The organism is Maribacter sp. 4U21, from assembly GCF_002742365.1.
Classification (GTDB): Bacteria; Bacteroidota; Bacteroidia; order Flavobacteriales; family Flavobacteriaceae; genus Maribacter.
The window spans coordinates 46457-70657 of the sequence record NZ_MDGN01000008.1; the positions used below are offsets into that span (position 1 = coordinate 46457).

27 protein-coding genes are annotated in these 24201 nt (G+C 38.6%); 11 read left to right on the forward strand and 16 right to left on the reverse strand.

The window, feature by feature from the left end; all coding sequences use genetic code 11:
• Positions 1-9: 9 nt before the first annotated feature.
• From hisG to BFP77_RS01220, 12 genes are all read right to left on the reverse strand, one after another.
• Entirely contained in the window at positions 10-867 is an 858-nt protein-coding gene (gene hisG, locus BFP77_RS01165; protein ID WP_099572251.1) for an ATP phosphoribosyltransferase, read from the reverse strand.
• A gap of 231 nt (positions 868-1098) precedes the next feature.
• On the reverse strand, positions 1099-1914 hold the full coding sequence (locus tag BFP77_RS01170) for a prohibitin family protein (protein WP_099572252.1): 816 nt from the start codon (positions 1912-1914) through the stop codon (positions 1099-1101).
• 10 nt (positions 1915-1924) lie between these two features.
• On the reverse strand, positions 1925-3952 hold the full coding sequence (locus BFP77_RS01175; RefSeq protein WP_099572253.1) for a vWA domain-containing protein: 2028 nt from the start codon (positions 3950-3952) through the stop codon (positions 1925-1927).
• Positions 3953-4087: 135 nt separating this feature from the next.
• Entirely contained in the window at positions 4088-4402 is a 315-nt protein-coding gene (locus BFP77_RS01180; RefSeq protein ID WP_099572254.1) for a YbjQ family protein, read from the reverse strand.
• A gap of 19 nt (positions 4403-4421) precedes the next feature.
• Complete coding sequence (fabG, locus tag BFP77_RS01185) at positions 4422-5171, reverse strand: 3-oxoacyl-[acyl-carrier-protein] reductase (RefSeq protein ID WP_099572255.1); 750 nt, start codon at positions 5169-5171, stop codon at positions 4422-4424.
• A gap of 103 nt (positions 5172-5274) precedes the next feature.
• On the reverse strand, positions 5275-6147 hold the full coding sequence (gene sucD / locus BFP77_RS01190) for a succinate--CoA ligase subunit alpha (RefSeq protein ID WP_099572256.1): 873 nt from the start codon (positions 6145-6147) through the stop codon (positions 5275-5277).
• 64 nt (positions 6148-6211) lie between these two features.
• On the reverse strand, positions 6212-7147 hold the full coding sequence (locus BFP77_RS01195; RefSeq protein WP_099572257.1) for a UDP-3-O-(3-hydroxymyristoyl)glucosamine N-acyltransferase: 936 nt from the start codon (positions 7145-7147) through the stop codon (positions 6212-6214).
• Between the two features lie 9 nt (positions 7148-7156).
• Positions 7157-7723 (reverse strand): elongation factor P, encoded by a 567-nt coding sequence (gene efp, locus BFP77_RS01200; RefSeq protein ID WP_099572258.1) that lies wholly within the window; start codon positions 7721-7723, stop codon positions 7157-7159.
• 62 nt (positions 7724-7785) lie between these two features.
• The gene (gene lpxA, locus BFP77_RS01205; RefSeq protein ID WP_099572259.1) at positions 7786-8571 is read right to left on the reverse strand and encodes an acyl-ACP--UDP-N-acetylglucosamine O-acyltransferase; all 786 of its coding nucleotides are present in this window, start codon (positions 8569-8571) and stop codon (positions 7786-7788) included.
• 2 nt (positions 8572-8573) lie between these two features.
• Positions 8574-9983, reverse strand: a complete 1410-nt coding sequence (locus BFP77_RS01210; RefSeq protein ID WP_099572260.1) for a bifunctional UDP-3-O-[3-hydroxymyristoyl] N-acetylglucosamine deacetylase/3-hydroxyacyl-ACP dehydratase — start codon at positions 9981-9983, stop codon at positions 8574-8576.
• 9 nt (positions 9984-9992) lie between these two features.
• Complete coding sequence (gene lpxD / locus BFP77_RS01215; protein ID WP_099572261.1) at positions 9993-11003, reverse strand: UDP-3-O-(3-hydroxymyristoyl)glucosamine N-acyltransferase; 1011 nt, start codon at positions 11001-11003, stop codon at positions 9993-9995.
• 66 nt (positions 11004-11069) lie between these two features.
• Positions 11070-12299 carry an HD domain-containing protein gene (locus BFP77_RS01220; RefSeq protein ID WP_099572262.1) on the reverse strand — a complete coding sequence of 410 codons (1230 nt, stop codon included), beginning with the start codon at positions 12297-12299 and terminating at the stop codon, positions 11070-11072.
• Between the two features lie 34 nt (positions 12300-12333).
• Between BFP77_RS01220 and BFP77_RS01225 the strand changes: the two genes are divergently transcribed.
• From BFP77_RS01225 to BFP77_RS01245, 6 genes are all read left to right on the forward strand, one after another.
• Positions 12334-13878: a PglZ domain-containing protein gene (locus BFP77_RS01225; RefSeq protein ID WP_099572263.1), complete on the forward strand. Its 1545-nt coding sequence runs from the start codon at positions 12334-12336 to the stop codon at positions 13876-13878.
• Positions 13879-13885: 7 nt separating this feature from the next.
• The gene (tsaE, locus tag BFP77_RS01230; RefSeq protein WP_099572264.1) at positions 13886-14296 is read left to right on the forward strand and encodes a tRNA (adenosine(37)-N6)-threonylcarbamoyltransferase complex ATPase subunit type 1 TsaE; all 411 of its coding nucleotides are present in this window, start codon (positions 13886-13888) and stop codon (positions 14294-14296) included.
• A 220-nt stretch (positions 14297-14516) separates the two neighbouring features.
• A complete protein-coding gene (locus tag BFP77_RS17180) occupies positions 14517-14645 on the forward strand; it encodes a hypothetical protein (protein WP_257212822.1) in 129 nt (42 codons plus the stop codon).
• 101 nt (positions 14646-14746) lie between these two features.
• The gene (locus tag BFP77_RS01235; protein WP_099572265.1) at positions 14747-15406 is read left to right on the forward strand and encodes a hypothetical protein; all 660 of its coding nucleotides are present in this window, start codon (positions 14747-14749) and stop codon (positions 15404-15406) included.
• A 99-nt stretch (positions 15407-15505) separates the two neighbouring features.
• Positions 15506-16705: an alanine dehydrogenase gene (locus BFP77_RS01240; RefSeq protein ID WP_099572306.1), complete on the forward strand. Its 1200-nt coding sequence runs from the start codon at positions 15506-15508 to the stop codon at positions 16703-16705.
• A gap of 72 nt (positions 16706-16777) precedes the next feature.
• Positions 16778-17167: a DUF4258 domain-containing protein gene (locus tag BFP77_RS01245; RefSeq protein WP_099572266.1), complete on the forward strand. Its 390-nt coding sequence runs from the start codon at positions 16778-16780 to the stop codon at positions 17165-17167.
• A gap of 2 nt (positions 17168-17169) precedes the next feature.
• On the opposite strand, the gene BFP77_RS01250 is transcribed toward BFP77_RS01245, so the two are convergent.
• Entirely contained in the window at positions 17170-18336 is a 1167-nt protein-coding gene (locus BFP77_RS01250; protein ID WP_099572307.1) for a proline dehydrogenase family protein, read from the reverse strand.
• Positions 18337-18452: 116 nt separating this feature from the next.
• Here BFP77_RS01250 and aroB point away from each other — a divergent pair, with 116 nt between their 5' ends.
• Together aroB and BFP77_RS01260 are read left to right on the forward strand one after the other, a co-directional pair.
• On the forward strand, positions 18453-19514 hold the full coding sequence (aroB, locus tag BFP77_RS01255) for a 3-dehydroquinate synthase (protein WP_099572267.1): 1062 nt from the start codon (positions 18453-18455) through the stop codon (positions 19512-19514).
• 106 nt (positions 19515-19620) lie between these two features.
• Entirely contained in the window at positions 19621-19956 is a 336-nt protein-coding gene (locus BFP77_RS01260; RefSeq protein WP_180272281.1) for a hypothetical protein, read from the forward strand.
• Here the strand turns inward: BFP77_RS01260 and BFP77_RS01265 are convergent, their stop codons facing one another.
• The 3 genes from BFP77_RS01265 to BFP77_RS01275 all read right to left on the reverse strand — a co-directional run bounded on the left by BFP77_RS01265 (position 19957) and on the right by BFP77_RS01275 (position 22244).
• Positions 19957-20472 carry a DinB family protein gene (locus BFP77_RS01265; RefSeq protein WP_099572268.1) on the reverse strand — a complete coding sequence of 172 codons (516 nt, stop codon included), beginning with the start codon at positions 20470-20472 and terminating at the stop codon, positions 19957-19959.
• Between the two features lie 72 nt (positions 20473-20544).
• A complete protein-coding gene (locus BFP77_RS01270; protein WP_027066901.1) occupies positions 20545-21024 on the reverse strand; it encodes an Lrp/AsnC family transcriptional regulator in 480 nt (159 codons plus the stop codon).
• Positions 21025-21134: 110 nt separating this feature from the next.
• Complete coding sequence (locus BFP77_RS01275; protein ID WP_099572269.1) at positions 21135-22244, reverse strand: M14 family metallopeptidase; 1110 nt, start codon at positions 22242-22244, stop codon at positions 21135-21137.
• Between the two features lie 244 nt (positions 22245-22488).
• On the opposite strand from BFP77_RS01275, the gene BFP77_RS01280 reads away from it, so the two are divergent.
• From BFP77_RS01280 to BFP77_RS01290, 3 genes are all read left to right on the forward strand, one after another.
• The gene (locus BFP77_RS01280) at positions 22489-22854 is read left to right on the forward strand and encodes a helix-turn-helix transcriptional regulator (RefSeq protein ID WP_099572270.1); all 366 of its coding nucleotides are present in this window, start codon (positions 22489-22491) and stop codon (positions 22852-22854) included.
• A gap of 70 nt (positions 22855-22924) precedes the next feature.
• Entirely contained in the window at positions 22925-23302 is a 378-nt protein-coding gene (locus tag BFP77_RS01285; protein WP_099572271.1) for a hypothetical protein, read from the forward strand.
• A 2-nt stretch (positions 23303-23304) separates the two neighbouring features.
• Complete coding sequence (locus BFP77_RS01290; RefSeq protein ID WP_099572272.1) at positions 23305-24099, forward strand: TerC family protein; 795 nt, start codon at positions 23305-23307, stop codon at positions 24097-24099.
• The last annotated feature ends 102 nt before the right edge of the window (positions 24100-24201 follow it).

The following is a 24201-nucleotide window of genomic DNA, read 5'->3' on the forward strand; positions in this document are numbered from 1 at the left end:
AGGAGAGGTTTATAAAACCATTTTTTCGATTGGACAAACCAAAATTCCCTCAGCACCTGCATGTTTTAGCTCATCTATTACTTCCCAGAAAGTATCCTTATTAATTACGGTGTGTACCGAACTCCATCCCTCTTCTGCCAAGGGAAGCACGGTAGGACTTCGCATTCCGGGCAACAGGGCCAAGATGTTTTGTAGCTTGTCATTAGGCGCATTTAATAGTACATACTTAGACTGCCGAGCTTTTAACACAGCCTGAATACGAAACTGCAGTTTGCCAAGTAGTGCTTTACGTTCTTCGGATATGGTTGGTGAAACAGCTAGTACCGCTTCACTTTTAAGCATTACCTCCACCTCTTTTAAATTGTTCTTGAACAAGGTGCTTCCACTAGAAACAATATCACAAATGCCATCTGCCAATCCAATATTGGGTGCAATTTCTACAGAACCACTAATAATATGCAAGTCCACATTTACTCCTTTCTCCGCTAGATAATTCTTCACCGTATTAGGATAGGATGTGGCGATTCGTTTCCCTTCAAAGTCCTTTACAGAATTATACTTAAAGGATTTGGGTACGGCAAGGGATACCTTACACTTGGAGAAGCCGAGTTTTTCAGCAATACTGATATCCGTACCTTTTTCTATTAATACGTTCTCGCCGATAATAGCGATATCAACCACCCCATCCCTAAGGTACTGAGGAATATCTCCGTTACGTAGGTAAAACACTTCCATGGGAAAGTTTCTACTGGAAGCCTTTAATTGGTCCTTTCCGTTGTCAATGGATATTCCACAGTCTTTCAGTATTTGAAGGGAATCTTCGTTCAATCTCCCTGATTTCTGAATAGCAATTCTAATTTTTGTCATTGGTGTTTATTAATGTTGAGTAACCAGAACAGGTTAAAAAACAAAACCCGCTTGATTGCTCAAACGGGTTTTTAAATATGTTGTACTACTACAAAACATTCCTACCTCGCCTAAGCGTGTGTATGGATATGATGATGTGTAGTTCTAATTTTCATTACGATGTAAAAGTAAAATCTATTTTTGACTTCACAAAACAAAAGTTAAAAATGAAACAAAATGTTTTGCAGTTTTTTAATTATTACCCAAAATCAAAGGAAGACCAGAATCACCGCTCCCCACAACAATAACCTTGGCATTTGGAGATTCCGATAATTTCAAAGTAGCGTCGATACCTTTATCCTGTAAAATCTTGTCGGTGAGGGATGCGCTTAGAATTCTGTTCGCATCGGCCTTACCTTGAGCCTCAATGGTCACTTTCTCCGCCTCCTTCTTGGCCGTAACCAATCTAAACTCATATTCAAGGGATTCTTGTTCCTGTTTTAATTTACGTTCAATCGCATCTTTAATGGTTGGCGGTAAGGTTACATCACGCACCAAAATTTCATTTAATTGAATATACTCACCTTCAACGATTTTTTTTGTCTCGTCAAAAATTTCTTGTTGTATGGCATCACGCTTACTTGAATATAGTTGCTCCGGGGTATATCTGCCAACGACAGAACGGGCTGCAGATCTAATCGTGGGCAATAGTACTCTTTGAATATAGGCCTCGCCCTTCTCCTGATGCAATTTGCCCAAATCGCTCCGTATTGGTTCGAACCAAGCCGAAGCCTCTAATTTAATATCCAAACCATTACTAGAAAGTACGTTCATTTTTTCCAATACTTCTTGCTGCCGTACTTCATAGACATACACCTTATTCCATGGCGCTACAATATGAAAACCTTCTCCCAGAGGCGGCTTATCCGTAACAACCCCGCCACCAAAGGTTTTATAGAGTACTCCCGCTTCACCGGAACCAATGGTGACAGCCGACTTAGAAATCAGTATTACTAATGCAATGATTATAAATATTGCCGGTAAGGCAATCTTTGGTAATTTATCCATCTTCTTTATTTTAGATTAATCCATTATATTTTCTTATCAACCACTCCATCGCAAAAGCAAAAACTATGAGCGCTAATAGTATTTTAAAATCTATCAAAGATACGACATTTTCAGTGCTTTTTTGTGTGGGCACATAGTCGCCATAAGAAATAAGTTCCGACAGTAAATTTTCGTAATTTGAAGCGTAATGGTGTGCTCCACCCGTGTTTTCTGCAAGCAGTTTCATTTTATCATCATTACTGGAAACAAATTGTTTCTCAATATCAAAATTGGAAATAACAAAGGTACCCGACTCTGAGATGTTTTCGTCCTTAACGTTGACGGTAAATCTGTAATTACCTGCCACAAGATTGGTTAGGTCGGCTTCAAAATATCCATTTTTTAAAACCATTGGGCTCGTATTGCTCTTGTTAGTACTTTCATTAGTTACGGTAATCGTTAATTGAGCGTTCGGATTAAAACGATACGCTTCATCAAAAAAAGTTGCTGTTATATAAGCGGCACTATTTCCTTCATATCGGCTGTTATAGTCGAGATTAAGCCTATCCTTGGTTTTATTACTGTAGAGGTATCGGAAAAGGTTACCAACAAAAGCATCAAAATTTGTAAAATCTCCGTAATTTCTAAAAGATTGCAAGCGCCACTTCCAGATACCCTCGCCAACTAACAATGCTATTTTTCTATCGTCCGTCTCAAAAAGAGAGAAAAGAGGTGCGTTCATATCCAGGCCTTTGATTTTTGTTCCCAACAATGTTTCATAAGGAACGTTAAAGTTCAAAGGGCCGGCGTCGCTATTAAGTGGTGGAAAATTCTCAAGGTCAAAGTTAGTGATGTCATATTTGGAGAAACCTTTATTCAGAACCCCAAAAACCTCTTGATTGGGATACCCACCTTCAATTTTAAAGTTATTCTGTGCCGAGTTTAAATAGTTAAAATCGGTATTTGTACCTGTTACAATTAACAGATTAGCCTTTTTCTTTTCTGCAAATTGAAAAATATTGTTGAAGGCTGCATTGGGTTCATAAAGGATGAATAAATCGATATCCTCTAAATCGGTGTTTACCGTGGAAGGCTGAATAATCTGAACATTACGTTGTTCATTCGTTTCTATAGCTTTTTTTAACGCACCTAAATCCGGATGTAAAATCTCGGAAACCAGCCCAATTTTTGTTTTCTCATCAATGACCTCGATGATAGTTTCCCTTCTATTATTCGCAGTATTCCTTTCCGATGGTAATTGGGTAATGTTTACCTTAATTTCCTTTTTACCTACGCTACCCGCTTTAATCAGCGTTTTAATATTTTTCGAATTGGATTTTTTTGAAAACCGGAGTCTTTCCGAATGTACAATTTTATTATCCATTGTAATCGTTACAGTAGCCACCGCCTCACCCCTTCCTTGATAGGAGATAAAGGTTTCTGCGGGAAACTGATTGTCCAAAAATGCATAAGTATTAGTATTGATGGACCCTACGCTTAAATCCTCGTAGTTAGTTGTGTCGCCAACGGTAACAGGATATATACTAAGATTCTCCTTAGTTTTATAAAAGGAATAGTCCTCTCCAATGGTCTGATTTCCATCCGATATTAAGAGTACGGCCGTCTTTTTTCTGGCGTAAACTTGGGACAACACCTCTAACGACTTTGTAATGTCCGTTTGCTTCTCTTTAAAAGTAAGGCTATCCAACACCCCTATATCGGCTCCAAAGCCATAGGAATTCACCTTAAAACGATCCGTTAATTCTTGAGAATCATCAATAGTAGTCCGTATTTGTTGAATTGTACTATCATACGCCGCAACCGAAGTAGAATTGTCCACTAAAATTACGAGATTGGGTTGCTCAACAGTATAGATTGTACTAGAAAACTTAGGATTTATCAAAAGAAGAAGTATACCAAATACTCCTAAGAACCTTAAAAATGATAGTAAAAGTGTTGTTTTATCTCTTTTTCTTACCCTAAAGTAATATTGAAGCAGTACTAGGAGCAAAGAAACTACCGCAGCGAAAAGTATGACTAAAACGGTCTTTGTTTCCATATATTAATTATCCCTTTGTTCAAATTCCTCATTTCTCTTGTCTTCTATGCGTTTGAAGATGAGATAAATCAGGATTACAAATAATCCCCCGTAAAAAAGCAGAAAAAGGAGTCTAGGAAATATATCCATGACCAACTATTTTAATTTTACCGCAGTGCCATAGGCGAGCATTTCCGCCGCTCCTTGCATCACCTGAGAAGTATTGAACCTTACATTCACGACCGCATCCGCCCCTACCCTTTGTGCATCGTCTAGCATTCGCTTTATGGCCTGTTCCCGAGCTTGGGCCAATAATTGGGTGTATTCCGATATTTCACCACCTACAAGATTTTTTAGCCCGGCAAAGACATCCCTTCCAATATTTCTGGCTCTAACAGTACTGCCTCTTACGATACCTAAGGATTCGGATATCTCTTTTCCGGCAATATAATCCGTAGTTACATAAATCATAAATAGAAGTTTTTAGGAATTAGGTAAGCATTCCGCCATCAACGTTCAAAACCTGACCAGTAACATAAGCAGATAAATCCGAAGCAAAGAATAAACATGCATTGGCAATATCCACTGTAGACCCCCCTCGTTTTAAAGGTATACCATCTCTCCAACCCTGTACGGTTTTCTCGTCTAACTTATCGGTCATTTCGGTTTCAATGAATCCAGGTGCTATAGCGTTACAACGAATATTGCGTGATCCTAGCTCTAGCGCCACAGATTTGGTAAAACCTATCATTCCTGCTTTTGATGCGGCGTAGTTGGTCTGTCCCGCATTACCTTTTACACCTACAACACTACTCATATTAATAATGGAGCCGCTGCGCTGCTTCAATAAGGTTCTCTGAACGGCCTTGGTCATATTAAAGACCGATTTCAGATTGATATCTATGACCGTATCAAAATCGGCTTCTGACATTCGCATTAAAAGGTTGTCCTTGGTAATACCGGCATTATTGATAAGGATATCGATAACACCATCAAAATCTTTCAATACCTCGTTTACAAGTACATCCGCCTCACTAAAACTAGCAGCATTACTTTTATATGCTTTTGCTTTAACGCCTTTGGCTATCAATTCCTTTTCCAATTCTTTTGCCGGCGCTTCGCTGGAACTATAAGTAAAGGCAACATTTGCTCCGTGTTCCGCAAAAACTTTGGCTATGCCCATACCAATTCCACGACTAGCTCCCGTGATAATTACGTTTTTTCCTTCTAACAGTTTCATAAATTATTTATTTGTTAGGTACTTTATCAAATATAAGTTTTGTTGCTCTATGGATGAAAAAAATCCCGTCGAAAACGGGATTTAAATAAGTTTTAACGTCTTACTAAGACATTACCTCTTTTACTTTTATGCCAATCTCCGCAGGTGAATCCACCACATGGATACCATGCTCCCGCATAATTTTTTTCTTAGCTTGTGCGGTATCATCGCTACCTCCAACTATTGCTCCGGCATGCCCCATGGTTCTCCCGGCAGGCGCTGTCTCGCCAGCAATGAAACCAACAACCGGCTTTTTACTTCCGCTGGCCTTGTACCATTTAGCGGCATCCGCTTCTAACTGACCCCCTATCTCCCCGATCATCACAACACATTCGGTTTCAGGGTCATTAATCAATAATTCAACGGCCTCTTTAGTAGTCGTTCCTATAATAGGGTCACCGCCAATACCAATAGCTGTAGTAATTCCTAAACCTTGGCGCACTACTTGGTCCGCTGCTTCATAGGTTAAGGTTCCTGACTTAGATACAATACCGACGTTTCCTTTCTTAAATACGAATCCTGGCATGATACCAACTTTTGCTTCTCCCGGAGTAATAACACCTGGACAATTAGGACCAACTAATCGACAGTCTTTATCTTTAATATAGTTGGATGCCATCACCATATCCGCTACGGGAATACCCTCGGTAATGGTAATAATAACTTTGATGCCAGCGTTCGCAGCCTCCATAATGGCGTCGGCGGCAAAGGCGGGTGGCACAAAAATAATTGTTGTATCCGCCCCTACATGTTCAACAGCTTCTGCGACAGTGTTAAAAACAGGTTTCCCCAAGTGCTCTTGCCCACCTTTTCCCGGAGTTACACCACCTACGATATTAGTACCGTATTCAATCATTTGCTCGGCATGGAATGTGCCTTCACTCCCCGTAAAACCTTGTACAATTATCTTGGAATCCTTATTAACTAAAACGCTCATACTATTGTTGATTTTTATTTTTACAAAAATATATGTTTGATAATGAATACTAAAGTATTCTCCTTTATTTGTTTTCTAACTTTTTTATCAAATCGGGAATCTTCTTGACGTAGGCCAATTGTTTCAGTTTTTCCCTTGATTCCTCTATAGGTGTTCCGAAATAGCTCTTTCCCCCTTCTACAGATTTCGTAACACCTGTTTGGCCCATAATAACGGCCTTAGCGCCAATCGTAATACCACTATTTGTTCCAACTTGACCCCAAAGGGTGACTTCGTCTTCAATAATTACACAGCCGGCAATTCCTGTCTGCGAGGCAATAAGACACTTTTTTCCTACGACCGTATCGTGACCTACATGTACTTGGTTGTCTATTTTTGTACCCTCACCTATTCTGGTGTCACCCGTTACGCCTCTATCTATAGTACATAGCGCCCCTAGGTCTACGTTATCTTCCAGCACCACCCTGCCGCCAGACCTTAATTTGTCAAATCCTTCCGGTCGTTTCTTATAATAAAAAGCGTCTGCACCCAGTACCGTTCCTGAGTGGATGGTTACTCCGTTGCCGATAATACAGTTATCATAAATACTTACATTGGCATGGATGATACAATTATCACCGATCTGCACATTGTTACCGATAAACACATTAGGTTGTACAATGGTATTTACCCCAATTTTCGAGGTGTTGGAAATGGCCCGTTCCGAAGGAACAAAGGGTTTAAAATAAAGCGTTAGCTTGTTAAAATCCCTAAAAGGGTCGTCGGAAATTAACAGCGCCTTTCCCTTGGGACAGTCTACTTTCTTATTTATTAGGACAATGGTGGCTTTAGAAGAAAGTGCCTTGTCATAGTATTTGGGATGGTCCACAAAAACAATATCACCATGCGTTACGACATGGATTTCGTTCATCCCCATTACCGGAAAATCGGCATCACCGACATAGTCCGAATTTATAATTTCAGCAACTTGTTGGAGCGTAAAGGTTGTAGGGAATTTCAAGGATACAATTTATTCTTTTACACGTTCCATATAGGAACCGTTAGACGTATCGATTTTAACCTTATCACCTTCGTTTATGAACAAAGGAACATTAACCTCTGCTCCCGTTTCCACTTTCGCAGGTTTAGTTGCATTGGTTGCCGTGTTGCCTTTTACTCCTGGCTCCGTATACGTTATTTCTAACACCACACTTGCCGGCATATCAACGGACAGTGGCATGCTATCCTCCGTATTGAACATAATTTTCACCACCTCTCCTTCTTTTAATAGCCCCGGAGCGTCTAAACTACCTTCCTGTAATGTAATTTGATTGTAGTCGTCCGTATTCATAAAATGATACGTTTCCCCTTCGGCATATAGAAACTGATAGGAACGCGTTTCTACACGAACATCCTCAATTTTATGTCCTGCAGAAAAGGTGTTATCCAAGACTTTACCTGAAGAGACACTCTTTAATTTAGTTCTAACAAAAGCGGGTCCTTTCCCCGGTTTTACGTGAAGGAACTCGATGATTTTATAAATATCATTATTATACCTAATGCAAAGTCCTTTTCTAATATCTGATGTTGATGCCATTCTAATTTATCTTGATTATGTTGAAAGCGGCCAATAGGCCACGCTTTGTTCTTTGATTTTTTTTAGTTGTTGCTGAAATATCCTTTCATAATTCCACGTTGGGAATCCCTAATGAACTGGAGAATTTCGTCGCGCTCTGGAGTTGCTTCCATTTCCGCCTCTATAATCTGTACTGCTTGTGTGTTATTATAGTGTTTTTGATATAAGATTCTGTAAATGTTTTGAACCTCCCTTATTTTTTCTGAAACGAATCCACGTCTACGTAAACCAACGGAATTAATCCCTACGTAGGACAAGGGTTCCCTTGCCGCCTTTACGTACGGTGGAACGTCTTTTCGTACCAAAGAACCTCCGGTAACGAATGCATGTTGACCGATAGATACAAATTGGTGTACCGCTACCAGTCCGGCCAGTATTACATTATCTCCTATAGTTACATGCCCCGCTAGGGTGGAATTATTTGAGAAGATACAATTGTCCCCTACCAAACAGTCATGCGCCACATGGCAATAGGCCATAATTAAGCAGTTCTTCCCTATGACGGTCTTCATTCTATCGGAAGTACCTTTATGTATCGTTGCACATTCCCTAATGGTTGTTCCGTTTCCAATGACCACCGTAGTTTCTTCCCCATCATATTTTAAATCCTGAGGAGGGGCAGAAATAACAGCACCGGGAAAAATATTACAGTTCTTTCCAATACGGGCACCTTCCATGATGGTAACATTAGAACCTATCCAGGTACCATCCCCGATAGTTACATTATTATGTATAGTCGTAAATGGTTCTATAACCACATTTTTTGCAATTTTTGCGCCCGGATGGACATAAGCAAGAGGTTGATTCATAATTAGGCTTCTTGTTTGGTTTTAACTATTTGCGCCATCAATTCGGCTTCAGAAACCAATTTATCATTAGCATATGCATAGGCCTGCATATGGCAAATACCCCTACGAATCGGCGAAATCAAGGTACATTTAAATATTAGGGTATCACCAGGTAGCACCTGTCTCTTGAACTTAACGTTATCCATCTTCATAAAGAACGTCAGGTAATTTTCTGGGTCGGGCACTGTACTTAAAACTAAAATACCGCCTGTTTGCGCCATTGCTTCCACTTGTAAAACACCTGGCATTACCGGAGCTCCTGGAAAATGACCTACGAAGAACGGTTCGTTCATCGTCACGTTTTTTACACCTACCACATGGGAGTCAGATAATTCCAATATTTTGTCCACTAACAAAAATGGTGGTCTATGCGGCAACATATTCATAATCTGCGTAACGTCCATCAAAGGCGTTTGGTGCAGATCGTACTTGGGTACATTGTTTCTCTTTTCTAATTTGATGATGCTAGAAAGTTTTTTTGCGAACTGGGTATTCACGTAGTGCCCGGGCTTATTCGCAATAACCTTCCCTTGAATCCTAGTACCGGTTAGGGCCAAATCCCCAATGACATCTAACAACTTATGTCTGGCAGCTTCATTGGGTTGGTGTAAAGTTAAATTATCCAAAATGCCATTGGGCTTCACGGAAAGCTTTTTCTTATTGAAGGCTTTCTCCAGTTTTTTCATCGTGGCATCGGAAATTTCCTTGTCCACATAGACAATAGCGTTATTTAAATCTCCGCCTTTAATGAGTCCGTTTTCCAATAACATTTCTAACTCGTGCAAGAAACTAAAAGTTCGTGCATCGGCAATTTCAGCCTTGAAATCGGATATGTGCTCTAGTGTGGCGTTTTGGGTGCCCAGTACTTTGGTTCCAAAGTCCACCATTGTGGTAACTTGGTACTCATCCGAAGGAATCACGGTAATCTCACTACCCGTAGCCTCATCCTTATAAGTGATGACATCCTTCACTACATATACCTCACGTAAGGCCTCTTGTTCAACAATACCAGCGCTTTCTAAGGCTTCTACAAAAAATTTAGAAGAACCATCCATAATCGGAGGTTCCGGTGCATCTATTTCTATGAGTACGTTATCAATCTCAAGCCCTACCAAAGCGGCCAGCACATGTTCCGAAGTCTGTATCTTAACACCTCGTTTTTCTAGATTTGTGCCACGCTGTGTGTTAATGACGTAGTTGGCATCGGCCTCTATAATCGGTTCTCCTTCAACATCTACTCTTTTAAAGGCGTAGCCATGGTTCTCCGCAGCGGGAAGAAACTTTATGGTCACATTTTCACCCGTATGCAAGCCAACACCAGTGAGGGATACCTCTTTGGCAATTGTTCTTTGTTTGTCATTGGTTTTTTCCATCGTCAATACTTATTTTTCCAAGTCGTCGATTCTACTTATTATTTTGGGTAAATTCTTAAAATGTACGTAGGACTTATTATAATCCCCGTAATTTAAGGCAGGTGAACCCTGCAATACTTCATTATCCTTTACATTTCTACCGATTCCCGACTGCGCTTGAATCTTTACCTTATCACCAATTACGATATGCCCCACAATACCCACCTGACCGCCGATCATGCAATACTTTCCAATTTTTGTGGAACCTGCAATACCGGTCTGGGCAGCGATAACCGTATGTTCACCAATTTCTACATTATGCGCAATCTGGATTTGATTGTCAAGTTTAACCCCTTTCCTGAGAATGGTCGATCCCAGTGTGGCCCTATCAATTGTTGTGCCTGCCCCCACATCTACATTATCTTCAAGAATTACGTTCCCGGTCTGGGGCACTTTCGTGAATTCTCCCTTTTCGTTCGGGGTAAAACCAAAACCATCTGCACCTAATATTACACCACTATGCACAACGCAGTTGTCACCAATACTAGTTTCAGAATATATTTTGGCTCCGGCAAAAACAATCACATTATTGCCAATGCTTACGTTATCACCGATATATACGTTAGGATAAATCTTTACATTGTTACCTAGGCTAACATTGTTTCCCAGGTAGGAAAACGCACCTAAATAAAGGTCCTCACCATAGGTTGCCGTATCCGATTTAAACACCGGCTCCTCAATGCCTATTTTATTGTTCTTAACTTGATTGTAATACTCCAATAATTTAGAGAAAGCCTTGTAGGCATCTTCAACTTTTATGAGCGTGGTATCCAACTTTTGGTCCGGAACAAAATCCCTATTCACTATAGTGATAGATGCCCTTGTTTTGTAAATGAAAGAAGTATATTTGGGGTTAGCCAAAAAGGTTAGCGAACCTTTTTCACCTTCCTCAATTTTTGCAAGCTTATGAACGGCTACTTCTGAATTTCCTTGTACTTCACCCTCTAAAATACCTGCAATTTGACCTGCTGTAAATACCATGAGCACAAAAGTAAGAAAAATAGTTAAACAAGATTCTAGTTCGGGGAAACCTACAGACTATTTAAATTAGACTGTGTTTTTGGGATAACAGACATAATATTTGGTCACCGTTTTAGAGAGTGCGTTTAAGTTTAAATAATCGGATAACTCGGCAACATCTACAATTTTACCGTTCTTCTTTAGGATATTTATATTTTGCTCATCCCTATCATAGGCCTTGTTCGCTATGACTCCGTCAAAGACCAGATACAAGGTTTCTTCGTCGGATAGTTTAAATCGTTCCTGTGTCTTCAGGAATTTGTCCTTTAATTTTTCTGGTTTAAAGGGTTCGTTCTTTATTTTGATATGAAGTAGTTTTCTGTCTAAAATCATTTTACAAAGTTCGGACAGAATAAAGTCGTCCGCATATTGCCATAGCTTCATTGCACCGAACACATCTACATCGTCCAATCTAGAAAACAATCGCAGCGTGGCATCATCAAAATTTTTAATGTCTATTCTATGATTTAAAAAATAAAGTAGTGCTTCACTAGCTACTAGGGACTGTTTCTTTTTTATAAGATATCGTGCCCTTTTTAAGATTCGTATTAAAAGTTGTTCCGCCACTACCCCGGTCTTGTGCAGGTACACCTGCCAATACATAAACCTTCTAGCCATAAGAAACTTCTCCACGGAGTATATTCCTTTTTCCTCGACCACCAAATTACCGTCTACCACGTTCAACATCGTAATTAAGCGCTCCGCATTGGTGTTTCCTTCTGCAACACCGGTATAGAAACTGTCCCGTTTTAAATAATCCAGACGATCCATATCCAATTGACTGGATACGAGTTGATTTAAAAATTTTCTATCATGTTCTCCATTGAAAATGGCAATGGCAACCGTTAAACTTCCGTTAAACATTGTATTGAGTTCCTGCATAAAACGAAGAGAAATCGCTTCATGACTAATATTCTCTACAATACTATGCTCCATGGCATGTGAAAACGGACCGTGGCCTATATCATGTAAAAGAATAGCGCACAGAAGTCCTTGTTCCTCTTCTTCCGACAGTGCAACCCCTTTAAAACGAAGCACTTGTATGGACTTTTGCATAAGATGCATACACCCCAAAGCATGGTGGAATCTCGTATGATGTGCTCCGGGATATACCAAATAGGAAAGGCCCATTTGAGAAATTCTTCGCAAACGCTGAAAATAGGGATGTGCTATAAGGTCGAATATGAGCGTATTGGGGATTCTAATAAATCCGTAAATTGGATCATTAAAAATTTTTAGTTTATTGGATTTAGACAAAATCTGTTTTATTTACAGCAAATATAGGAGTTAGATGAACAACATAATAATACTTTGGGTGGATGATGAGATAGATCTTCTAAAGCCTCACATCCTCTTTTTAGAAGGTAAAAACTATACCGTAATTACCTGCCAGAGTGGACAGGAGGCTCTGGAAGAATTGGCAAGTACTACCGTTGATATCGTTTTTTTGGACGAAAATATGCCAGGTATTTCCGGTTTGGAAACCTTGAACGAAATTAAGTTGATTAATGCTTCTTTGCCCGTGGTCATGATTACCAAGAGTGAGGAAGAGTTTATTATGGAGGAAGCCATAGGTTCCAAAATTGCGGATTATCTGATAAAGCCCGTTAACCCGAACCAAATTTTGTTATCGCTCAAAAAAAACTTGGACCATTCCCGTTTAATATCCGAGAAAACGACAAGTAACTATCAGCAGGAATTTCGTAAGATTGCGATGGATCTGTCCATGATAAATACCTATGAAGAATGGATGGAACTCTACAAAAAGCTGATTTATTGGGAATTACAGTTAGAAGAGATTGAGGACAGTGGTATGTTCGAGATATTGGAATCCCAAAAGATTGAAGCGAACAATCAGTTTTGCAAATTTGTTGATAAAAATTACGTGGATTGGTTTACAGATGCAGATGCTCCTGTAATGTCGCACACCCTCTTCAAAAATTCGATACTTCCAGAAATTAAGGACGAGAAAACACTTCTAGTGGTCGTTGATAATTTAAGGTATGATCAATGGTATGCCTTTGAAGATACGGTGGGGGCTTTTTATAAAAAGCAAAAGGAAGGTTCTTATATGAGTATCTTACCAACGGCTACTCAATATGCTAGAAATGCCATCTTCTCGGGACTTACCCCTTTGGATATGGAAAAAAAATATCCAAAATGGTGGAAGAACGATACGGAGGAAGGCGGTAAGAACCTGTTCGAAGCCGAATTTTTAGGGGAGCAATTAAAGCGATTGGGGTTAAATATAAAGTGGGAATACCACAAAATTAGCAGTCTAAAACAAGGAAAAAGCTTATCACAGAATTTTAAATCGCAGCAAGACAATGACCTAACCGTAATCGTTTACAATTTTGTAGACATGTTATCGCACGCAAAAACAGAAATGGAAGTCATAAAAGAATTGGCCTCCAATGACAAGGCGTACCGGTCTTTGACCCAAAGCTGGTTCAAAAATTCTCCATTGCTTGAAATTATACAGCAAGCACAGCGGATGGGGCTAAAACTGATCATTACTACAGATCATGGAACTATAAATGTAAAATCTCCCTCAAAAGTAGTCGGTGACCGTGATACCAGCGCCAATTTAAGATACAAAACGGGCAGAAGCCTAACCTATGACAAGAGTGATGTGTTGGAGGCAAGAGACCCCAAACATATTTACTTGCCTAGCATTAATATGAGCAGCTCCTTTATTTTTGCCAAAAACGACTTGTTCTTTGCATACCCGAACAATTATAACCATTATGTAAGTTACTACAGGAATACTTACCAACATGGTGGTGTTTCTTTAGAAGAAATGATTATTCCTTTTGTGGTGTTGGAGCCTAAATAAATTTGGTATGCAATTGAAATACGAGCAGAAAGATATTGCTAATATAGCCCAAAAAATCGTACAAGAGTCAAATTCCAAAACCATAGCTTTTTACGGCGCCATGGGTGCTGGGAAGACCACATTAATCAAAGCAATTGTAAAGGCATTGGGCAGTGCGGATGAAGTAAGTAGCCCAACCTTTGGATTGGTCAATGAGTATCATAGTAAAAATGGTCAGGTTTTGGCCTATCATTTTGATTTTTATCGTTTAGATGATGAAATGGAAGCTTTGGATATGGGTATTGAAGAATACTTCTACAGCCATCAATGGATTTTTATGGAATGGCCCGAGAAAATACCCAGCCTTTTACCTGAAAACATTACAAAACTAAAAATTGAAATACTTGATGCTACTACTCGAGAAATTTCATGGGACTGATTTTTTTCTTACAAAGAATTGAAAGAATAGTTACCGTAAGATCATCGTTCTTACATGCACTTTTATTGTATTTTTTCGATGAAAAGCCAAATAATCGACAGAATGTATCTTTTTTACGTTAAAAGGCGCAATTTTAACGTTTAATAACATTGTATTTGTCCTTTATTTCTTACGTTTGTACCAGAATCTATTGTACAACAAACAAAAACCCCTATTGAAAATGAAAAACAAAAGAACATTTTTAGCTTCTATAGCTTTAGGTATATTTCTTTTAGCGACAGTTGCTCCTGTTATCACTATTGATCAAGATTTAAGTATTGATAAAAGAAAAATAAATAAAAAGATTTAATTTTTAACGTTACCAGATTTATTAGAGGGCAATGAAAATTGCCCTTTTTTTATACTAATTAATTATCTCAGTCGTTAGCCATTAGTAACCTATACTGATTCATGGAATCGATTGTTAAAAAAAAGCTTGTTAAAAAAAAGATTTTTATTGAATCCTTAGTGGTTCTTTGTATCGCTATTTCTCCTTTTTTATACAAATTATATGAATATCTTCCTGTCAACGCTGATGGGTCAGTTTCACTTTTATGGTTTGAGATTAGCAACAACGGATTTGAAGATGCTAGTTTTTATATTTGGTTTCTTACATCGAAAATTGTACCTCTATATCTCTTAGTAGTTTGGTTTTTAACATCAAGAGATTGGTGGTATCATATTATTATCATACCTATTGCTATGTATGCTTTTCAACTATTCGAAGTGATTTTTGATTCGGACAACCACATTGATACCGAGAATATTTTTTGGTTACTCCCAATCTGTATGGTGGTCATTCCTTTAGTCTATTTCTTTAGACTAAAGCTCTATGACAAACATGTTCATGGAATTGATTTGGAAGCTATGGATGCTGAGCTTCAAGAATTAAAAGAGAAACCCGAATTAAAAAATTCATCAGTAGAAAAACCGGAATCAAAAGCTTCGGAGGAAATACTAAACGAATCTATAGCGGAGGAAATCGATAGAAAACTATCTACTACCAATATTGAAAATGCCTTGAAACAGTTACAGCACCGTTTACAAAACTGGTTGCATTTAAAATTTTAGATACAATTCATTTCGGCGCTACTTCATCAAATTTATATTTACTAAAAATTGTACATTTGAGCGTAAGACCTTACATTGGAGCTTGTTCAATATTATCCTATGAATCAACCAACCTCTCCCTTTAGCAAACAACAATTACTACCACAAGAAGAAACCTTAGAGGTTTTAAAGCAAAAAGGAGAATTATTCATAGGATTACCCAAAGAAAATCAATATCAAGAAAAACGTATTTGCCTTACTCCGGATGCAGTGAACGCCATTACCGCTAATGGACATCGTGTACTTATAGAATCTGGTGCGGGTAAGGGTGCTAATTTTTCGGACGTAGACTACACCAATGCTGGAGGTGAAATTACCAAAGACACTAAAAAGGTTTTTTCATGTCCCTTACTGCTGAAGGTGGAGCCTCCTACCCTGGCGGAAATTGAAATCATTAATCCGCAGACCACAATCATTTCTGCGCTACAGATAAAAACCCAGGATAAGAACTATTTTGAAGAGCTTGCCAGAAAACGGATTACGGCCATAGCTTTTGAATATATTCGGGATGATGACGGTAAATATCCTGCCGTGCGTTCCTTAAGTGAAATTGCAGGAATTTCTTCTGTGCTTATAGCAGCTGAACTTATGGCCGCAAGTAACAAAGGAAACGGACTTATGTTCGGTAACATTAGCGGTGTACCACCAGTGGAAGTAGTCATCATTGGTGCGGGAACCGTTGGGGAATTTGCAGCACGTTCTGCAATTGGTCTTGGAGCGAATATCAAAATATTCGATAATTCCATAACCAAACTCCGAAATATACAGACCAACCTAAAACAAACGGTCTATACGAGTACCATACAGCCTAAAAACTTATTAAAAGCCTTAAAACGATGCGATGTAGCAATCGGTGCCACTAGAGGAAAAGGGAGGTCACCGGTTATTGTTAACAATACCATGGTCGAACATATGAAAAAAGGTGCCGTCATCATTGATGTTAGTATCGATACCGGTGGTTGCTTTGAAACTAGTGAGGTAACGGACCATAACAAACCAACAATAGAAAAATACGGTGTTGTACATTACGGCGTACCGAACATTCCGGCGCGCTACCCCAAAACCGCATCGGTTTCCATTAGCAACATTTTCACTCCCTACCTACTTAAAATAGGCGAAGACGGCGGATTGGAAAATTCCCTGCGTTTTGACAAAGGTCTACGAAACGGATTGTATATGTACCATGGAATTTTGACCAATAAATCAGTCGGAGAGTGGTTTGACCTTCAGTACAGTGATATTAATTTCCTTATTTTTTAGAATTACCCTGTACTTTCTTTTCTCCTCCTTCTGAAAGCCATAATTTTGCAAGGCTAACTTTCATTTTACCACATGGCATTTATAAAGCGTTTAGGATTTTACTTATTTGGAATGTCCATAGGACTCGTATTCTTAGCCATGTTCTTTAAAAAGAAATCGGCCGAAACAGGCGTTTATTTCTGTTACCTTCCAAATTGTAGAACATTAAAGGATATCCGGTCCAAACCATTCTATTACTCCGATGAGGTGCAGACAATGCTTGCAAATAAGCGTATAGATACCTTGGCTATACGATATATCCTCACAGAGGGAGATGTTGATTTTGGTAGTAGTGATACAAAATCCGCCAATTGTAAAACCTATATCGTAGAAGGTTCATACGACGCTAAAGAGTTGACATTACAGGTGAAAAATTGCAAGGATAAAGCCACTATCGAGTCCATTGAACCCACAGTGCAGTAAGGCTATATCTTTCTTCTTTTACGCTCCTTTTTTAATAAGGACAACTCTCTTGTGGTCTGCCCTGCAACAGAAGTGTTCTCCTCCGCTCTTCGTATTAAATAGGGCATCACATCACGTACAGGACCAAAAGGCAAATATTTAGCGACGTTATAACCATTAGCGGCCAGATTAAACGAAATATGATCGCTCATACCATATAATTGCCCAAACCAAACACCGTTATTGTTCTTCGCTATTCCGTTTTTATCCATAAGTTCAATAAGCTTGTAACAGCTTTCTTCATTATGGGTGCCCGAGAAAATGGAAATGATATCTAAATTGTCAATGATATAAGCTACGGTCTCATCAAAATTAATATCGGTCGCCAATTTAGATTCGCAAATAGGCGTAGAATATCCTTTTTCGTTCGCTCTTTCGTTCTCCTTTTCCATATAGGCGCCCCGAACCACTTTGACCCCTATCTTGAATCCTTTTTCCTGTGCTCTTTTCTGAAGTTCTTTTAGATAGGGCAGTCTATCCCATCGGTACATCTGTAATGTATTGAAGACTACAGCTTTTTCTTTGTTGTACTTCCGCATCATTTCTTCTACCAAATCGTCCGCCGCATCCTGCATCCAACTCTCTTCACCGTCTATCAATAATGCTACATCAAGGTCATATGCCTTCTTGCACACTTGATCAAATCTTCTGACCACACGTTGCCATTCTGCTTTTTCGGTATCGGACAATTTTTTTTGCTCACTAATCTTTTGATATAGCGCAAACCTGCCGAACCCCGTAGGCTTAAAAACGGCAAAGGGGATTGCTTCCTTTTCTTTGACAAAATCCAGAATCTTTAAAATAATTCGGGTGGCATTGTCAAACGGGTCTTCTTCCTCCTTACCCTCAACCGAATAATCGAGTACCGAGCATACTTTTTTCTCCCACATTCTATCGACCACGGGCAAGCAATCTTCCTCATTGACACCCCCACAAAAATGGTCAAAAACGGTCGCGCGAATGAGTCCTTCTACAGGGAGTTTGGCCTTTATGGCAAAATTTGTCATCAATGTGCCCATTTTCACCAATGGTTCATTGGCAATCATTTTAAAAAGGAAATAGGCCCGTTCAAGTTCAGAATCGGTTTTTAACGAAAATGCTGTTGCGGTATTCTCAAAAATTGGGTTCATATCCATTAAAATCTTAAGCCAATAAAGATAATCACAGATTTTATATTCTATTGATTAAAAATAACCTTTATTTTGTTCCTTCATATCGTTTACCAATACTAACAACAATACATTTTATGCACTCTATAGTATCAGATTCTTATGCGGTTCATTTTAACGAAAATGCGTACCAAGCATTAAATGAACATCTTGAAGAAATGGCGTATTCCATCATCTTTCTTCTTGTGGATGAAAACACTCATGAGTTATGCTATCCCAATTTCATGTCTCGCATCCAGGGAGACTATCATTTTGAAATTATTGAAATAGAATCCGGCGAAATCAATAAGAACATAGAAACCTGTGTAGGGGTTTGGGAAGCACTTTCTGAATTAGGGGCCGACCGTAAAAGTATAGTCATTAACCTTGGTGGCGGGGTATTGACCGATTTAGGAGGCTTTGTTGCATCGACCTTTAAAAGAGGTATCCATTTTATAAATGTACCTACTACCTTGTTGTCCATGGTAGACGCCTCTGTTGGCGGCAAAACTGGTGTAGATTTGGGTGCACTTAAAAATCAAGTAGGGGTGATTAATCAGCCTGAAATGGTCCTTGTTATCACAGATTTTTTGGACACCTTGGAAGCGCGGCAAATGAAAAGTGGTTTTTCCGAAATGCTGAAGCACGGACTTATTCAAGACAACATGTACTGGGACAAATTAAGAGGGATTTCCGAGTTGGAGGAAATGAAGAATCATATTTATCCTTCGGTAGTTATCAAAAATAATATAGTTCTTCAAGATCCTACTGAACAGCACATTCGTAAAGTTTTGAATTATGGGCATACCTTGGGGCATGCTATAGAATCCTATTTTTTAGAGAACGAAGAGAAACAGAGTCTACTACACGGCGAGGCCATTGCTATTGGGATGATTTTGGAAGCCTACCTGTCCAATCGCTTGACAGGCTTACAGACTGCTGAATTGGAAGAAATTAAGACCACGTTCTTAAAAACATTTGCTAAAGTGTCCATTTCCAACGAGGATATCGATGCGATATTGGAACTAATGAAATACGATAAGAAAAATTCTCATGGTAAAATCAATTTCGTGTTATTGAAAGGAATAGGAGAAGCGGTAATAGACGTACGAATTCCTACAGAATTATTTAAAGATGCATTCGCATACTACATGGAATAAAACGTTCATATACTAAAATAAGGATTTCACAACTCTTTGGAATATGCCATGGATAAAACAACTAGCTTAGGTAAAGGAATTATAAACCAATACATCCATTCTAGTTATGACCAGACGTTTAATAGATTACAAGAAACTTGACCATCAGTTAGCAACATTGCTGTTAGACACCTACCCTCACGGTTATGGTGACGAAGATATTATTGCATTCAGAAATGGCAGTGGAGATATTGTCGAGGCCGTAGAGTTAAGGACATCAGACACCCTTTACTTGGTTAAAATAAGTCAGAGCCTTTCTAACTTTATCGCCAATTTCGAAGAAAATATAGAGAAAGAGCTGCAGTCAAATACTCCAACGGATGCCATGGTATCAGAGCAAATTACTCCAGAAATGGAAATGGGCTTCACGACGGAGGAAGAAGAATTTAACGAGTCGGAATGATTACAAATATCTTTCCGTTATAATATTGGCATGATGCTTTTGATGTCCGCTGATAACAAAACCTAATGCCGCAACACTCCATGGCATATTACTAGCGGTTCCTACTCGCTTCAGTTTTTCACTACTCATATGCTCAAATAGTGTAATCGTAGCGTTCCTTACGGTCAAATATTCCTTACGGATATCTTCTTTACTTCTTTTTTCGCTTTCACTTTCCAACACATATCCATCCTGTTCAAAGCCTGGTAACGCGGTCATATCGTTCCTAGAGAAACGAAATGCCCTATATTGAAATATCCTTTCCGTATCTATTAGATGTAGTAAAACTTCTGCAATAGTCCATTTTCCTGTAGCATAACGATGCTTTAATTTTTCCTCGGGTAGTTCGCTTAAAAAATTCGTAAACCAATCCCTTCCCTTTAAAAGTGCTTCACTAAGGTCAACATCACCCAAAGCATTAAGGTAAGTTGCATAGAAATGATTGAACTCTTCGGCACCTAATTCTGATTTTTTCATTTGAAACTTGATAATAAAAAAGCCCAATTATCATAAATAATCGAGCTTTCTAAAATATTCTATTCTTTCAATTTACAATTCATTGAATATGGTGTGCATCAATCGTTTTTTATCGTTGAAGCTTTCTTCCAAGGAAATCATTGTTTCCGTTCTGCTGATGCCGTCAATATCATCAATCTTGAAAATGATGTTTTTGGCATGTGTGGTATCTTTAGCTCTTATTTTGCAAAAAATGTTGAATTTACCTGTGGTTATGTGTGCAATGGTAACGTTGGGGATTTGATTTAAACGTTCCAAAACAAATTTGGTTTGATGCGTTTTCTCCAAAAATATACCTACATAGGCTATAAATGCATAACCTAGCTTTACATAGTCCAACGTAAGGGAGGAACCTTTAATAATACCGGCCTCTTCCATCTTTTTTACACGAACATGCACCGTACCTGCTGATATTAATAGTTTTTTGGCGATATCCGTAAAAGGAGTTCTCGTATTATCAATTAACATATCTAATATCTGGTGATCTATCTCATCCAATTTAACCTTACCCATAATTCATTATTTTGAGGCAAAAATAGAGAATCATAAAATTAAATTCAACGAATTCACAGTTTATTTAACAAAAGCGTAAAGTAAAGTATAGAAAATTAAAATTCAACCCTTCATTTTATCAATCGAAGTATGCCATTATCCGCCAACCATTGTAAATCTTCAGTCATCTTACAATCTTTGGTTACGTGCCCAAACCGCACATCTTTCGAGTCTTCTGCTGTCATGAGCTTAGGTTCAAACGAGATATTACCGTTTTCTAGAACCTCTTTATACAATACATATCTAGTGTTGGTCTTGGAAGGCGTACCGTCTATAGTACCTGCATTTTTAATGAGAATATCACAAAAGAACTTATTATTATCAGGGATATTATTATAATCTGCTATAGTATATGAGTTGAACGTATCCTCGGCAATGACATGCACTGCGGTAAGTAAGGCCAGAAAGATATACTTCCTAGTCTCTTCTCGCTTATAATCATTGTAAAAATGCCCGGCCTCAAAAAGCACAGTAGGTGTATTGGACATCTGAAAAGCATCTCCAACACAATTAGGGTTGAAACCATCGTCATACCTGCCCACTTGTCCGGGAATAATGTTTTGTAAGGTTTTATTCATCGCAGCTATAAGAAGCATACTAATTTCTCTTGAGCTAGAAATATTGCGACCCACATCAAAAGCAGGGGCTAAAAAGGAAACGGCCGCCGGTAATTTGGTATCCCCAACATTAAAGATTGTACGTTGATCGTGCAGATTAAAACAATAATGAGGTGCAAATTGCTCATACTCCTTTCGCAGGAGTTGACTTTCTGGTTGTGATAATTCTTGTGCATCCCTGTTTAGGTCCACCCCATTGGCATTAACCCGCGTATAGGCTTTAGCCCCATCCGGATTTAATATGGGTATCATTTTAAAAGTACATACTTCCAAAAGTCTAGATGCTCCATCTATTTGAAGCTGAATACAATTTAAAAAGTCCAGAACAGCTTTTGTGGTCGTTGCTTCGTTCCCATGCATCTGTGACCACATTAAAATACGTTTTGGTCCCGTACCAAAAGTGATACTTTGAATAGTGTTCTTTTGAATTGACAAACCGATGTCCTGTATCTTGAAATAGCCCGGTAGCCCATTTAAGAATTCTTGAATATGCTCGTTTGTTATATACCGACCCGTAATTGTGGTTACCTTAACTTTGGAATATTCCTTATCTGATAGTATCATGTTTCTTATGAAAGTGTAAAAGTACAACGGAAGAAATTTACAATTGTAAACATCCTGTAAGGATTGTTGCTAGAATTGTTTACAGAATATCCGCTAATCAATATGATGTAAATCAATTAATTGAAAATCAATATTTTAAAATACCTTACATAAAGTTATAATATTATTTATAATTTAGATTTATAAAATACTTAGTATTCCTGAATGGTAGTTGTAACTACAATTATTTATTTTTGTAAACGAAATGGAAATCAAAGAGATTGTACATAGGATAGAGAATGTCATGGCGCACTATGATTTATCCCCAGCAACGTTTGCGGATAAGATTGGCGTACAACGATCTAGTATTTCGCATTTATTGAAAGGTCGTAATAAACCTAGTTTAGACTTTGTACTAAAGGTCAAGACCGCCTTCCCCTATATCAATATCAACTGGTTAATATTTGGTCAGGGTAACCTTGTGGATGACGAGCATCAGGAAAAGGAAAAAACGATGAGCTCACCCTCCCCTACAAAAAGATTGGATGCGGTAGCTTTAAACGAGAAAGAGATTAATCGTATAGTCATTTTCTATACTGACGGCACTTTTAAGTCGCACAAGGAAGTCTAAGCCAGTACCGGAATAGAATAATTTCGCTTAAAAAAAATGTGGCAATTCTTTATTTTGTTAATTTGCAGCCATGATGAAAAAAGTATTTTTTATAGGTATCATCGCATGCTCCGTAGCATCTTGCTATCAACCAGAGCGTGATTGCAGTGCTTACAAAACCGGCACTTTTACGTTTAACTACCAAATCGGTGATAGCCTAAAAACAGGTAAGTTTGTTAGGGGTGAAAAATACAGTGTAGACTATTTCGATAATAAAATAGATAGCGCTACCATCAGATGGTTCAACGATTGCGAATTTGTTCTACAGGACCTGGAAAGCAAAGTAGGCATCCAATACAAAATCATAACTACCACCGATAGTTCTTATACCTTTGAGTACAAAAATGCGGTAAAAGACCCTAATAAAAAGCTTATAGTAAAAACTGGCATAGCTTATAAAACCAACTAATCATGCTTGAAATTTTCACTAGCCCGGATGCGTGGATCGCATTATTGACATTGACCTTTCTTGAAATTGTTCTTGGTATAGATAATATAATCTTCATTTCCATTGCGGCGGGAAAACTAGAAGAAAGTCAACGTAAAAAAGCCACCAACATAGGTCTTATGCTCGCCATGGTTATGCGTATCTTGTTATTATTCGGAATTTCGATGCTCACTGCTATGAAAAAACCGTTCTGGGTCATTGATGGAGATTGGATTACCGGTGGCATCAGTGGACAGTCCGTCATATTGTTTGCCGGTGGTCTGTTCTTATTGTACAAAAGCACAAAGGAAATCCATGAAAAAGTAGAAGACCGGGGTCATGACGAGAGAGAAGTGACCAATGCCAGAGGCAATACCCTAACAAAAGCTATCATACAGATTACCGTAATTAATATCGTATTCTCTTTTGATTCTATTTTGACCGCTATCGGTATGACCAACGGTATATCACCAAACCCAAATGACGCCCTAATTCTAATGGTAATAGCCGTAGTGATCTCCGTTGTCATTATGATGCTCTTCGCTAATCCCGTTGGTGATTTCGTGAACAGACATCCGTCAGTTCAGATTTTAGGACTATCCTTCTTAATATTGATTGGGTTTATGCTCATCGCGGAGGCTGCACATTTAAGTCACCTGATTGTTTTTGGAAACGAAGTGGGTGTCATCCCAAAAGGATACCTTTATTTTGCAATAGCCTTCTCCTTAATGGTTGAGTTCTTTGATTTACGGATGAAGAAAAACAAGAAGAACTCTTAGGCTCTATCTTGAAAATAATCTAAGACATCAGGACTTTCAATTAAAATAACTTACGAGTTATTGAAAGAGACTACATCAAAGTAATGAGTCGCGAACGTGGCT